A 13,633-nucleotide genomic window follows, 5' to 3' on the forward strand; every position below is an offset into this window, starting at 1 on the left:
CATTGTGCCTTAAGGCAAATCTACTAAAAAGTTGAGCGGATTATAATGGAATTAGATATTTTAGATGCGCTTGGCGAAGGCTGGACCCTTACGCCAGCAGGCGGAATTACGGGAGAAGCATACATTGCCTCAACGGGGCAGTCAAAACTCTTTTTAAAACGAAACTCCTCGCCATTTTTGGCGATTTTATCAGCGGATGGTATCGTGCCGAAGCTGCTTTGGACAAAGCGGATTTACAGCGGAGATGTCATCAGCGCCCAGCAATTCATCGAAGGTCAAGAGTTGGAACCGGAAATGATGGAACGGCCGGAAGTCGCAAGGTTGCTCGGAAAGATTCATGATTCGAAGGAACTGTTGTTCATGTTACAACAATTGGATCAGCGTCCGATCGAACCGGATGAACTCTTGCGGCAGTGTCGTTTATATTTTCAACCTGCTGAACTGGCACAACCGGAATTGATTGAACAGGCCATCGACTATTTGTCCGAGCGGTTACCTTACGTCCGGACAGACGAGCAAGTCGTCTGCCATTCGGATTTAAATCATAATAACTGGTTGGTCGGAACAGACGGACATCTGTATCTTAATGATTGGGATGATGCGATTATCGCAGATCGTGCGTATGATCTGGGGATGATGTTATACAGTTATGTCGATGAAGAGTGCTGGCCAGAATGGTTTGCGCATTACGGACATCCGTTGACGAAAGATTTGAAACAACGCATGTATTGGTACGTCGTGGCGCAAGCAGTACTCTCGATTTACTGGTATGAAGATACCATGCATCCTGATGCAACAGAGAGTTATCTTTTTTTAGCGCAATTGCTGGAAATGGAACAGGAAGATTAAAGCGGCGATCTGTTCAAGACAAGAATTTTAAAACACTAACGAAAAACGTGCGGACACAAGTGATTCTGTGTCCGCACGTTTTTTTAGCCTTCGGCAATTTGGATTTCTTTTTCGATATCATGACTTTCAAGATCAGCTGTCCGGTACGCTGCTGTCGTCGGCAAACGTAAGTCCAACTTTGGTTTTTCCTCGAATGTAACGGTTACGTCTTGTACCGTATAGTCGAAGACATGTCCGCCACCGCTTCGTTCTTGATCGATGAAATGAAGATGGTAGCCGGCGACTGCGATTCCATGACCAAACCGGGGTGTGAAATAACCGGCTAACGTACCGTCGATGTGTTCGAATGTCCGGGCGCTTTGTGTCGCGACGGCTTCAGTGATTGGACGGAATGGTTTTTCCTGCCGAGCGACGGTTCGTGTCTTGACCTCGGAAAATCGTCCTTCAATCCGGACGGCGTAAAAGCTGTTGGTCGTACCAAGCTGTTCACTTAGCCAGTGTTCAAAATCAGCTTTAGACATCGTTTGCTTCACGGACAACGACTGTTCGGGAACGAATCGCGTAAGAGAACAGAACGGAGTTGTCGTTTTGGGATCGAGCGGACGGGCGCTGCCGTCCGACCGCAGTTGATAAAAGGAACCGTCAAAACCAATCATTTCCCCGTCGAGATGGTCGAATGTACCGATTCCGAAATCATAACCGGAAAGAATCGATTCGTAGCGTGTTTCACTTTCGAATACACCGTCGAGTAAGGCCATCATTGTCGAAATCTGAAGTAATGTATCGTCATGCTGCATCGCTTTCATCTCCTTATCAGTTCAATTGATCCAAGTGTACCTCTTTACCGAGTGTAATGTTATCGCTGTAGTCGATCGGAACATCCACGATGACAGGTCCCTCTGTTTGCCATGCTTCTTCCATGACCGAGATGAGTTCGGACGGATGATTGACACGGAGTCCTTTTGCACCGAAGCTTTCAGCGTATTTTACTAAATCGACTTCTCCGAACGAGGTACCGGATTTCCGTTTGTATTTCATTTCCTGCTGGAATGCTACCATATCAAACCCGCTGTCCCGCCATACGAAATGGACGAGCGGAGCATTCAGGCGGACTGCCGTTTCCAGTTCCATGGCGGAAAAGAGGAATCCACCGTCGCCGGAAATCGAGACCGCTTTTTTACCCGGACGGACGAGCGTCGCGGCGATTGCCCAAGGTAATGCGACACCAAGTGTCTGCATGCCGTTGCTGAACAAGAGATGACGAGGCTCGTACGACCGGAAGTGACGTGCCATCCAGATGTAATGCGATCCGACATCTACTGTGACCGTGACGTCGTCCGCGATTTGTTCGCGTAATGTTTTCATGAAGTAAAGCGGATGAGTCAGTGGTGAGTCCTTCACGATTGGCGGGATGTCCCGTTCTTCCAGACGTTGTTGAAGACCGTGTAAAAATTCAGTTGAGCTTGCCGGAAGTGTCAATGCATGCAAACGTTCTGATAACGCATTGATGGTTGCTGCAACATCACCGACGAGTTCCCGGTCCGGACGATAGAAGTGATCGATTTCGGCCCGCATCTGATCAAGATGAATCAATGTCCGCTCGTGAGACGGTTGATTCCAGAATTTCGGATCATATCCGATTGGATCGTATCCGATCGATAAGACGAGATCGGCTTCAGCAAGCAAGGCGTCTCCCGGTTGGTTACGGAAAAGACCGACCCGTCCGTAAAAATTAGATTCAAGCTCGCGTGACAACGTACCGGCGGCCTGGAATGTCTGAACGACCGGGATCGACACGCGTTCGAGCAAAGCACGGATGGCCTGAACGACACGCGGTTGACTCGAGCGCATACCGAGTAACAAAACCGGTAACTTCGCTTGTTCAATCAGGGTAGCCGTCTCATCAATCCATTCTTCTGGAGCGATTCCGAGTTTAGGTGCTTCGACCGCTTTGAACGAAGTGACGTTCGCTTCATTTAATCCGACATCCTGCGGAATGCTGACAAAAGCGGCACCGGACGTCGTTTCCGCTGTCCGGAAAGCATTGGATAAGACTTCAGGGATATTGTCGGCATCTTGAACTTCAGCGCTGAAGTTGGTAATCGGTTTGAACAGTGCCTGGTTATCCATCGATTGGTGGGTCCGTTTCAACCGATCGGCTCGTGTGACGGCACCGGCAATCGCGACGACAGGGTCACCTTCCGAGTTGGCCGTGACAAGACCGGTCGCGAGATTGGAAGCACCGGGTCCTGACGTGACAAGTACCACGCCGGGTTTGTCCGTCAAGCGGCCGATTGCTTGTGCCATGAACGCGGCATTCTGTTCATGACGTGCGACGATCAGTTCCGGTCCCCGGTCCTGCAGAACATTAAAGACAGAGTCAATTTTCGCTCCAGGAATCCCGAAGATATAGTCGACACCCTGTTCGATGAGGGTATCGACGACCAAATCGGCTCCTGTTTTCTTCTGTACTAAGTCATTTGAATCACTGTTTTGTTTTTCTTTCATTACAATTCTCCTTTTCTACCAGTAGTTTTGGTTGTTCGATAGCTGTAATATAAAAACTGTTTCGTGAAAAGTATACATCTGTTTCAATGAGAAACCAAGGTGAATCCTTCAGAAACTAAAAAAGACACCTTGTGATCAACACAAGATGTCTGCCGCTAACTGTTTATTCCGCATTCACTTTTCCGAACGTCGCCCAGACGAAAAGAGCCGTTACACCCATGACGAGAACGATCGGAGAACCCCACGCAATCAAGAAGTCTTCCAACATTAAAACCTCCTTTAGGAATCATCGTACTGTAAGTGTAGTAGATTGCTCACTTATTCTCAAGTGACGATCTGCTGAACATTCTTTTGGGAGAATGAAGAACATCTTATATATTTACCCGAATCATGATAAACTTATCTGCGGATAATTTAAGAATCGAAAGGATGAGCAGTATGCGTTTACGTCACAAACCATGGGCACTGGATTATATGAAAGAGCAATCCTCCATCTATATAGCAGACCCGTCGACTCTAAAAGGAAACTGGTCGAATGAATTTAAGAATGAGAATCCGATTTACATCGAAGTCGGATCAGGTAAAGGCGCCTTCATCACAGGGATGGCAAAACAGTATCCGGAGGTCAACTTCGTCGCAATCGAACTGTTTGAGAGTGTTGCAGTCGCCATCGTTCAAAAGATGGTGGAAGAACCGCTTGCTAACGTCCGTGTCTTGACGGTCGATGCCAAAGACTTGCGTGACTTCTTTGAAAAAGGAGAGGTGGCCCGTGTTTATTTGAACTTCTCCGATCCGTGGCCGAAATCACGGCATGCGAAACGCCGCTTGACGTACAAAACGTTTTTGGCAACCTATGAAGATATTTTACCGGAAAAAGGGCAGATTCATTTCAAGACGGATAACCGGAAATTATTTGAATCAAGTCTGATGACGATGTCTGCTTACGGGATGACATTTGATTGGATGTCACTTGATTTACATGCCAACGAGCCGGAAAATAACGTCAGAACGGAATACGAAGAACGATTTTCAGCAATGGGTCAACCGATTTATCGGATGGAAGCAACGTATACAAAATAATTTAGACAAAAAGTTTTCTTATTTTCCTAGCATTTCTTTCACACTTTTTTCTTATTAATTGGTACAATGTTGTTGACTGAAGAACTGTATTTACAGGTAAAGGGGGAAATTGGGGATGTGGCAAAAAAGCTTAGCCTTCGTAACGGCACTCTTTCTCGCATTGAGTATCGGACAATCGGTATTCGCTGCGATTGATACGTCATCTATGCAAAAAGCACTTGACGAGGATTTGAAGAGTACACATTACGACTATAAAAAAGGTTCTGTAGAAATTGAAGATCCAAAAACATTCACTGGTGAAAAAGGTGAAAATATTATCGGTGGAATCGCGGTAATCGAGACAGTTCGTGATGGAATCTTCATCACGATCAAACGTGAAATTCATTTCTACAACGCAGACAGCGGTAAATTACTTACAAGCGCAGATGCGGCTAAAGTAAAAGGCGTCAAAGAATACATCGACAGCAACTCGGATAACCTGCACCAAAAGGTGGTTTACTGGTTGCCGATGTTACTGATGTTATTAATCATTGCAGTACCAGCTATCATGCTATACGTTGTTGTACCGCGTCTGTATTCAACAAGTGAATACATGAACCCGATCTACGAACGTAATGATAACCCGCGTTAATCTTTTATGAATTAAATGAAAATCCCTTTTCTACCCGAATTACCGGGTGCGACAAGGGATTTTTTTGATGAATTCAGACGAATAAGACGAGTAAAAAAGCAATGATGGCCGGAAGCCCTTGTTTGAAAAGAATTGAGGTGTTGGCAGTAGCTGCACCATACAGAGCGGCGACGATGACACAACCGAGGAAATACAATTGGACCGCTGAGGAATCAAGGATCAGCCCGAAAATCAGACCAGCGGCAAGAAAACCGTTATAAAGACCTTGGTTGGCAAACAGTGTTCGGATCTGCGGATTGGAGACGGCTTCTTCGGTCAGACCGAATGTACGCCGGGCAGATTTTGATGACAGGAAAAACATTTCAAGTGCCAGAATATAAAAATGTTCCACGGCGACTATTAAAACGAAGAGAGTAGCGAGTAAAGACATGTCGAGTGTCTCCTTTCTGAAAAAAAACCATACTTCGTCGATCGAAGTATGGTCCGTCTATTATGCGTATTCGAGTAAAGCACCTGTTTCCGCATCAACTGTGAATTGATACGTTTTTTCATCGTCACCTTCAAGGACCGAGATGCCACCTTTGTAGCTTTGGTAGTCACGTGACTCGTATGCGTACGCCTCTGGTGTTGCAGAGATCCATGCACCTTGGACACGTCCTTTTGCTGAAAATGTGCGTTTCGTGATTTCGAGCGCTTCCTCGGCAGAGAGTTGTTTGTTGTCGACAGCCTTCTTGACTGCGAAAGCGGCAACGACCGCTGCTGCGAGACCGATAATCCAATAGCGTTTTTTCATTAAAATTCCCCTCCTTACAGGTTCTATTCCTACTGTACCAAATAATCCGTCCAGTGAGAAACAAAAGGTTAAGTGATTGAAGCAAAATTTTGTATAATGAATGAACAGGAGGGGATACATATGAATGAAAAAACAAGAGACTTGTTTCGAACATTGACAGAATTGAACGGTGCACCCGGGTTTGAACATGATGTCAGACGCTTTGTGAAAGAACGGATTACACCGGTGACGGATGAAATCGTCATGGACGGTCTTGGTTCAATTTTCGGAAAACGCACGGGTCAGGCGGATGGTCCGAAAGTTATGGTTGCCGGTCATATGGATGAAGTAGCTTTCATGGTCACACAGATTACGAAAAACGGGATGCTCCGGATTCAACCGCTCGGTGGCTGGTGGAGTCAGGTTCTGCTTGCACAACGTTTTTCGATTTGCGGCGATAACGGGATCATTCCCGGTGTCATTGCGTCAACACCACCACATTTGCTGACGGATGAAGTCCGGAATAAACCGATGGCGATCAAAGATATGTTCATCGATGTCGGGGCAGACTCAAAAGAAGAAGCGGAATCCTTTGGTATTCGTCCGGGTATTCCGGCTGTCCCGTTTTTCCCGTTCACACCGATGGCGAACCCGAAAAAAATCATGGCCAAAGCATGGGACAACCGCTACGGCGTCGGGATGGCAATTGAGTTGTTGGAAGAAACGACAGCAGCGGATCATCCGAACGTCTTATTCTCAGGTGCAACGGTTCAAGAAGAAGTCGGCTTGCGCGGTGCACAAACGGCCACCAATCTGATTGATCCGGATGTTGCTTTTGTCGTCGACGCCTCACCGGCCAACGATGCTTCAGGAGATAAAACGGAATTCGGTCAGCTTGGTCAAGGACCGTTGTTACGTATTAAAGACAGCGTCATGATTTTATCGAAAGAAATGACGGATTATGTGCTCGATACAGCGGAATCGAACAATATTCCGTATCAATATTACGTCGGAGCAGGTGGAACGGACGGAGGCGTCATCCATCGTTCGAACAACGGAATTCCAACGACGGTCGTCGGTCTTCCGGCACGTTATATCCATACACATGCTTCAATTATGCACACGGATGACTATGATGCGGCAAAAGAATTACTGAAGAAACTGGTCACGCAACTGGATGCGACGACACTTGCGACGTTACAAATTAAATGAACGTGATAGAAGAGGGGATCGTTGCGATCCTCTTTTTTTTGGTTTCAACTGTCTTGTCAGATGAAAAACAAATGTATGACCTTTTTTTAGAGTTTGTTATAATGAATCTGATTTTAAACAGAAGGAAGTGGCAGCTTGTTAAAAAGAAAAGGAATTTTACTCAGTCCGAAAGTATATTTTATTACGGTACTCAGTTATATGGCATTAGGATTATTCAGTTCTTTGATTATGGGACTAATTTTAAAGACGATTGGTGAAGGGTTAATCACAAAAGGAATCGATGCGGAAATACTCGTCACGGTCGGGCAGCAGGCTATCGCACTGACAGGGCCGGCAATCGGAGTAGCGGTTGCCTTTGCGCTCGAAGCTCCGCCGCTTGTCTTGTTTTCAGCCGTTGCGGTCGGTGCCTTTGGTTACGAAGCGGGAGGTCCTGCCGGAAGTTACGTGGCAGCCGTCATTGCGACCGAAATCGGAAAACTGATCTCAAAAACGACGCGACTCGATATCATTTTGACGCCATTCATCACCTTGCTCATCGGTTTTGTGAGTGGAAAATATGTCGGAGCTTGGATTGGAACGCTGATGACCGATTTAGGGGAAATCATCCGGTGGGGAACAGAAAGAGAACCTTTAGTCATGGGGATTTTTGTAGCGACCGTCATGGGTCTCGCTTTGACGGCTCCCATCTCGAGTGCAGCTCTCGGAATCATGTTAGGTCTGGATGGACTGGCAGCCGGTGCTGCAACGATCGGCTGTGCCGCACAAATGATCGGTTTCGGTGTCATCAGTTATCGCGATAACGGGATTGGGGGTTTCATTGCCCAAGGAATCGGCACGTCGATGTTACAAGTGGGTAATATCATTCGAAATCCATGGACGATTGTCCCGCCGACACTGGCGGGCGCACTGCTCGCACCGTTCGCGACCGTTTTATTGACGCTCGAAAGTAATGCTGAAGGATCGGGTATGGGGACAAGCGGACTGGTCGGTCCACTGATGATGCTAAAAACGATGGGATTCGAAGGCGAGTACTACTTAGCGGTTTTCGTATTGTGTTTCCTGGCACCAGCACTGATCAGTTATTTGATTTACCGTATCCTCCGTCGCATGGGACGGATTAAAGACGGGGATCTGAAAATCGAGTATTGATGAACAAATTTTTTCGATGAGTAGATAAGCAAGGGTGGCAGATTATCATTCTGCCACCCTTGCTTTTTTGTAGAGACTGACTCAAAAGTCAGTCCCTTCATGTTCACAGTGAAAAGCCGAACGCACTGGAGTAAAAACTGGTGAAAAAGACATACAAGTATAAAAGATAGAGCGGAATCAAATACCGCATCCGAACGATCGGCAATTTTCTGGCGAGCCGTTTCCCGATTGCTTCGAGCAACATGATGATGGCAAATCCGACTACAAGAAGGATCAGGATTTGAGGCAGGCTACGTTCGGAATCGATAAACGAATAGCCGTACCGGAGACAGCTTGTCATGCCGACAAAACCAACAAATCGTTCAAAAGGATGCTTAACAGGTTGATCAGTCATAATAATTTCCTTTCAGGACATTTTCTAGTTGCAGTATAGCAAACAGAGCACGAAAACGCACAGAAACATTCGAATATGCTATGATGGAGCCAATGAAAAAGCAAGTATTGAAGGAGTGTAACAGATGAAAAAATTAGAATCGAAAGAACAATTTGATCAAGCGAAAAAAGAAAAATCGATTTTCCTCTTTTCAGCGGATTGGTGCCCGGATTGCCGGTTTTTAGATCCCTTCATGCCGGAAATGGAACAGACGTTCAGTGAATTTAATTTTTATTACGTCGACCGCGATCAGCACATTGAAATTGCCCAGGAAATGGACATCTTCGGAATTCCGAGCTTTGTTGCGTATCGTGAAAATGAAGAAACGGGTCGTTATGTCGGGAAAGAACGAAAAACACCTGAACAGGTGACCGCATTTTTAGAAACAGTCTGAAACAAAAGCGAGCGCTGACTCGCTTTTTTTAATAGGAAAGGATGAAATGGATTCATGGAACTACAACAAATTCGCCGCCTCGTTACGGAGGCATTTGATACCACTCAATATACAACGTATTTCGATCGGGAAAAATCGGTTCTCCGCATCGAACGCAAACAGGATCGGACAGGAGTCGATCTGGGATTGAATCCGCTTGTAGCGAAAGCAAAGCGTCGCGGTGTCATAGCGGTCGAAGAGACGATCGAATACATTAAAGCCGTTTTGGAGCAGACGGAACCGGTTTCGCTGATTGGTCATGAACAACGGGTCTTCCCTGTCATTCGGGCAAAATCTTTTGCCGATGAGACGAAAGATGGCAAAAAAATCATCAGTACACCACATACCGGTGAAACGAAAATCATGTACGCGCTTGATTTAGGGGCTACGTACCGGTTGATTGACGAAGAATTGTTGAATCAAGCAGGATGGACGACCGAACATTTGTCAGAGGCAGCGCGGTTTAATTTAAAATCACTCGAAGCGCCGTTTAAGATGGATGAAGTGGCCGGGAATATCTTTTATTTCTTGAGTACGGGTGACGGCTACGAAGCGAGTCGTGTCTTAAACAAACAATTATTGAGCGATTACGCTGAAAAAATGACAGGAGAGTTTGCTGTTGGAATTCCGCATCAGGACGTGCTGATCTTTGCTGACATTCGAAACGACGCGGGATACGATGTTCTGCAACAATTGATGTTTGACTTCTTCACGAACGGACGGGTTCCGGTAACGGCACTTCCTTTCATGTACGAAGAAGGCAGACTCGAACCTGTCTTCGTCCTTGCAAAAAACAAGCATCCGAAAAGCTGAATAATCTGCTACAATAGGCATTGTGAGAAAGTTTGAAGGGAGTCATGGATTGCATGAATGTTTTTTATAATAAAGAAGGTGTCGGAGACGTCTTGATGGTCATCTTAGCAGATGCACCCCGCGCTGAAATCACTGCCGAAAGAAAAGGCGATGTAGCAACGATTTTCCATGGCGAAGACGTAATTGGCTATAACATCTTCGAAGCATCAAACCAGTTTGAATTAAATGCTGTAGGACCGGTCGACTTGACACCGGAAATTGTTGAAACGATTCAACGCGTACTAGGAGAAAATGGAATCAATTTTGAAGCACGTGAAATTGATTATTCACCTAAATTCGTCGTCGGATTCGTAGCATCTGCCGAAAAACATCCAGATGCGGACAAGTTGTCGGTTTGTCAGGTAGAGGTGGATGGTCAGACACTGCAAATCGTCTGCGGGGCACCTAATGTTGCCGCCGGACAAAAAGTAGTCGTCGCTAAACCGGGGGCGGTCATGCCGTCCGGATTGATTATTCGTCCTTCCGCTTTACGTGGAGTGGCTTCTAGCGGAATGCTTTGTTCTGCCCGGGAACTGGCATTGCCGGATGCACCGCAGGAAAAAGGAATTCTTGTACTCGAAGATACCGCGAAAACGGGGGAAGCATTTTTAATCGGTCGATAATTCGGCCGATTTTTTAACAAGATGGAGGGGTGAGGGAATGAGCAATCGTTATGAGCAGTCGTTAAAGGAACAAGCAGCACGGATTCGACGTGAATTAGCAGGCGAAAAAGAAACGAAACCCGTCGAACGTCCCAAAAAAGAAGAACGTGAAGATCGATTCGTGTTGACGGATGTTCCATCGCCTATTTACGGATTCCAACGACCTAAAAAGCAACGGTCGATCCAAGAGGAAATCCATTCGGACGAATCTGAAGTCGATGTTTCAAGTGTACATGAAGAGGAAAAGTCATCAGAAGAGTCGCTTGAACATGAGACAGAGGAATTGAACGAAGGGTCGCGGATCGAGACGATGGAACAAACGGATCTAACCGAAGCGGATGCTGGCTTAGTACCGATGACAGATTCAGAGATTCTCGTTCCGGAACCGTCGATTGAAGAAAATTCTTCGCCGGAGGATATTGTCGAAAATAAAGTCGAAGCACAAGCGTCAACAGAAACTCTTCTTCCTGAAGAAGAAGAGGATGCAGTTGAAGAAGCAGAAAATCCGGGTGCAGAAGAAACGGACAAAGAAGATACGGTAGAAGAAACAGTTGCAGAAGAAACCGACAAAGAAGAAACAGTGGAAACGCAAATCGAAGCGACTCCTGAGGTTCCTGTAGCAGATCAGACGGTACAGGAAGAAACAGAAACCATTCCGTCCTCAACAGATATGGTACACGTGGATTCTCAGATGGAAGAACCGCTCTCTGCCGACGACGCTTCAGTTGATGAAATGAAGCAAGTAGTTGCAGTGGAAACAGAACCGACGGCAAACCAGTCGATTCAAATCAAAAAGCCGGTCGGTCCGCCGGTAAACGTCGTGATGACGACGAAGGACTTGATGGCGATGTATCGTGCACGTCGGGAACAAAATAATTTACATGGTAAAAAATAAGTCGGTTTGCTATAATGGTACAGGTTTTGTACCCAAGCCCGATGGTACGGACCGGAACGTGAATTGGAGGGCTCATATATGACAAATTATCATTTTGTAGGGATTAAAGGAACAGGGATGAGTGCGCTCGCCCAAGTACTGCATGAAATGAATCATCAAGTACAAGGTTCTGATATTGACAAGCATATTTTTACAGAGGATGCCTTACGGGCAAAAGGAATTCCGTTTTTCCCGTTTAGTGCGGAAAACATTAAAGAAGATCAAGTCATCATCCAAGGGAATGCTTTTGGGGATGACCATCCAGAAATTGCTCGGGCAAAGGAACTGGATTTGACGATTTATCACTATTACGATTTCTTGGGGCATTTAGCAGATGAGTATCGGTCTGTTGCGATTACAGGATCACATGGTAAAACATCGACGACTGGTTTACTCTCGCACGTCTTGAGTGGAATTACACCAACGGCATTTCTGATTGGTGATGGAACAGGTGCCGGTGTGGCAGAAGCAAAAGCATTTGTCTTTGAAGCGTGCGAGTACAAACGCCACTTCTTATATTACAAACCGGACTATGCCATCATGACGAACATTGACTTCGACCATTCTGACTACTTTACGGGAATCGACGACGTCGTCTCGGCATTCCAAGAGATGGCGATGCAGGTCAAACAAGCAATCGTTGCTTGTGGAGATGACGAGCACCTGCAAAACCTTCAGGCGAATGTTCCGATTCTGTATTATGGTTTTGGAGAAAATAATGATTTCCGTGCAGAAAACGCGACGTCGACGCCGGACGGAACATCATTTGATGTCTATCTCCGGGATGATTTTTACGGGACGTTCCTGATTCCTGGTTTTGGCCGACACCATGTCTTGAATGCGTTGTCTGTCATTGCGATCTGCCAGTATGAAGGACTGAACAAAGAAGAAGTCGCTGCACGTCTGTCTACATTCGGTGGAGTGAAACGTCGTTTTAGCGAAACAAACTTCGGTTCGCAAATCCTTGTTGACGACTACGCGCATCACCCGAAAGAAATCAGTGCGACGATTGAATCGGCACGCAAGAAATATCCGGATCGTGAAGTCGTAGCGATTTTCCAACCGCATACGTATACCCGCTTAAAGTCATTCATGGATGATTTTGCGACATCATTACGTGAGGCGGATGCTACTTATCTGTGTGAAATCTTTGGATCGGCACGTGAGCAAGAAGGGCAAGTCCGTGTAGAAGATTTACAAGATAAAGTGCCGGGGTCTGATATTTTGACGCGGGACAATGTATCGATTTTACGTAAACATGAAAATGCCGTGTTGCTCTTTATGGGAGCAGGAGACATTCAAACGTATCAACACCAGTACGAGAACGCAAAGTAATATCGTGAAGTATAAACAGGCGCTGACATTCATTTGTCAGCGTCTTTTTTGTCGGTTTCGTGAAACAAAAAATCGGAAGTGATTTTGAGGAGAAATCTGTTGAATTTTTGATTGCATCTTGAATTGATTTTTGGAATAGTGGGGGTATGTTATTTAGAAAGGAAAGACGTCATGGGACAAATTTTACTCATCTTACTGTTGCAGCTGATTTACGTACCTGTTTTGACACTACGTACCATCATGCTCGTCAAAGGAAGAACTATCATTGCAGGTGTGTTAGGAACGGTTGAAACGTTGATTTATATCTTTGCGCTCGGAATCGTATTCCGTGACTTGACGACAGTCGGCATGATTGTCTACGCCCTTGGATTCGGGCTTGGAATTCTGATCGGAGGATTCGTCGAACGGAAGCTGGCAATCGGATACAACATGATTCAAGTGCATACACAGGACTTCCCAGCAGAGCTGATTCAGGTCATCCGGGATAACGGATTCGGAGTCACGCATTATCAAGGGCAGGGCCGTGATGGAATTCGATACCGTCTGGATGTACTAGCAGCCCGGACGAGAATGAAAGTGTTGCGTAATCTGGTCGAGGAATATGAACCAAAAGCTTTTCTTGTCGCATTTGATTCCGTTGATTTCAAAGGAGGCTATATGCTCAAGGGATTAAAACGATCCCAGTAAGGAATTTCATCATCGGTCTCTGAAAGAATCTCCCATGAAATCATGTTTAAGTTTTGTTATTTAAGGATAAAGACGATATAGAACAAAACACAGTTT

17 protein-coding genes are annotated in these 13,633 nt (G+C 45.9%); 11 read left to right on the top strand and 6 right to left on the bottom strand.

Features of this window, described 5'->3' with window-relative positions; genetic code table 11:
- The first annotated feature begins 45 nt into the window (after positions 1-45).
- Positions 46-849 carry a phosphotransferase family protein gene (locus tag KNQ07_RS12805; RefSeq protein ID WP_012371132.1) on the top strand — a complete coding sequence of 268 codons (804 nt, stop codon included), beginning with the start codon at positions 46-48 and terminating at the stop codon, positions 847-849.
- A gap of 83 nt (positions 850-932) precedes the next feature.
- Here KNQ07_RS12805 and budA read toward each other — a convergent pair whose 3' ends face one another.
- The 3 genes from budA to KNQ07_RS16420 all read right to left on the bottom strand — a co-directional run bounded on the left by budA (position 933) and on the right by KNQ07_RS16420 (position 3,622).
- A complete protein-coding gene (gene budA, locus KNQ07_RS12810; RefSeq protein ID WP_214767112.1) occupies positions 933-1,646 on the bottom strand; it encodes an acetolactate decarboxylase in 714 nt (237 codons plus the stop codon).
- 16 nt (positions 1,647-1,662) lie between these two features.
- Complete coding sequence (alsS, locus tag KNQ07_RS12815) at positions 1,663-3,357, bottom strand: acetolactate synthase AlsS (RefSeq protein ID WP_012371130.1); 1,695 nt, start codon at positions 3,355-3,357, stop codon at positions 1,663-1,665.
- Positions 3,358-3,520: 163 nt separating this feature from the next.
- Entirely contained in the window at positions 3,521-3,622 is a 102-nt protein-coding gene (locus KNQ07_RS16420) for a cytochrome bd oxidase small subunit CydS (protein WP_413230418.1), read from the bottom strand.
- Between the two features lie 173 nt (positions 3,623-3,795).
- On the opposite strand from KNQ07_RS16420, the gene trmB reads away from it, so the two are divergent.
- The gene (gene trmB, locus KNQ07_RS12820; RefSeq protein ID WP_012371129.1) at positions 3,796-4,437 is read left to right on the top strand and encodes a tRNA (guanosine(46)-N7)-methyltransferase TrmB; all 642 of its coding nucleotides are present in this window, start codon (positions 3,796-3,798) and stop codon (positions 4,435-4,437) included.
- A 115-nt stretch (positions 4,438-4,552) separates the two neighbouring features.
- Positions 4,553-5,068, top strand: a complete 516-nt coding sequence (locus tag KNQ07_RS12825; protein ID WP_012371128.1) for a hypothetical protein — start codon at positions 4,553-4,555, stop codon at positions 5,066-5,068.
- 73 nt (positions 5,069-5,141) lie between these two features.
- Here the strand turns inward: KNQ07_RS12825 and KNQ07_RS12830 are convergent, their stop codons facing one another.
- A complete protein-coding gene (locus KNQ07_RS12830; protein ID WP_012371127.1) occupies positions 5,142-5,498 on the bottom strand; it encodes a DUF1304 domain-containing protein in 357 nt (118 codons plus the stop codon).
- Between the two features lie 60 nt (positions 5,499-5,558).
- The gene (locus KNQ07_RS12835; RefSeq protein ID WP_012371126.1) at positions 5,559-5,861 is read right to left on the bottom strand and encodes a PepSY domain-containing protein; all 303 of its coding nucleotides are present in this window, start codon (positions 5,859-5,861) and stop codon (positions 5,559-5,561) included.
- Positions 5,862-5,981: 120 nt separating this feature from the next.
- On the opposite strand from KNQ07_RS12835, the gene KNQ07_RS12840 reads away from it, so the two are divergent.
- Positions 5,982-7,052, top strand: coding sequence for a M42 family metallopeptidase (locus KNQ07_RS12840; protein WP_012371125.1), 1,071 nt, complete (start codon positions 5,982-5,984; stop codon positions 7,050-7,052).
- A 135-nt stretch (positions 7,053-7,187) separates the two neighbouring features.
- Entirely contained in the window at positions 7,188-8,201 is a 1,014-nt protein-coding gene (locus tag KNQ07_RS12845) for a PTS sugar transporter subunit IIC (RefSeq protein WP_214767114.1), read from the top strand.
- A gap of 103 nt (positions 8,202-8,304) precedes the next feature.
- On the opposite strand, the gene KNQ07_RS12850 is transcribed toward KNQ07_RS12845, so the two are convergent.
- Positions 8,305-8,595, bottom strand: coding sequence for a hypothetical protein (locus tag KNQ07_RS12850; RefSeq protein ID WP_214767116.1), 291 nt, complete (start codon positions 8,593-8,595; stop codon positions 8,305-8,307).
- Between the two features lie 124 nt (positions 8,596-8,719).
- Between KNQ07_RS12850 and KNQ07_RS12855 the strand changes: the two genes are divergently transcribed.
- The 6 genes from KNQ07_RS12855 (at position 8,720) to KNQ07_RS12880 (ending at position 13,537) form a co-directional block, all read left to right on the top strand.
- A complete protein-coding gene (locus KNQ07_RS12855) occupies positions 8,720-9,028 on the top strand; it encodes a thioredoxin family protein (protein ID WP_012371122.1) in 309 nt (102 codons plus the stop codon).
- 54 nt (positions 9,029-9,082) lie between these two features.
- Complete coding sequence (locus KNQ07_RS12860) at positions 9,083-9,880, top strand: DUF1444 domain-containing protein (RefSeq protein WP_012371121.1); 798 nt, start codon at positions 9,083-9,085, stop codon at positions 9,878-9,880.
- Positions 9,881-9,933: 53 nt separating this feature from the next.
- Positions 9,934-10,542: a YtpR family tRNA-binding protein gene (gene ytpR / locus KNQ07_RS12865; protein ID WP_214767118.1), complete on the top strand. Its 609-nt coding sequence runs from the start codon at positions 9,934-9,936 to the stop codon at positions 10,540-10,542.
- Positions 10,543-10,579: 37 nt separating this feature from the next.
- The gene (locus KNQ07_RS12870; protein WP_214767121.1) at positions 10,580-11,476 is read left to right on the top strand and encodes a hypothetical protein; all 897 of its coding nucleotides are present in this window, start codon (positions 10,580-10,582) and stop codon (positions 11,474-11,476) included.
- A 78-nt stretch (positions 11,477-11,554) separates the two neighbouring features.
- The gene (gene murC, locus KNQ07_RS12875; RefSeq protein ID WP_012371118.1) at positions 11,555-12,850 is read left to right on the top strand and encodes a UDP-N-acetylmuramate--L-alanine ligase; all 1,296 of its coding nucleotides are present in this window, start codon (positions 11,555-11,557) and stop codon (positions 12,848-12,850) included.
- A 171-nt stretch (positions 12,851-13,021) separates the two neighbouring features.
- Positions 13,022-13,537 carry a DUF2179 domain-containing protein gene (locus KNQ07_RS12880; RefSeq protein WP_012371117.1) on the top strand — a complete coding sequence of 172 codons (516 nt, stop codon included), beginning with the start codon at positions 13,022-13,024 and terminating at the stop codon, positions 13,535-13,537.
- Positions 13,538-13,633 lie beyond the last annotated feature (96 nt).

It is taken from the genome of Exiguobacterium sp. s145, from assembly GCF_018618835.1.
GTDB lineage: Bacteria > Bacillota > Bacilli > Exiguobacteriales > Exiguobacteriaceae > Exiguobacterium_A > Exiguobacterium_A artemiae.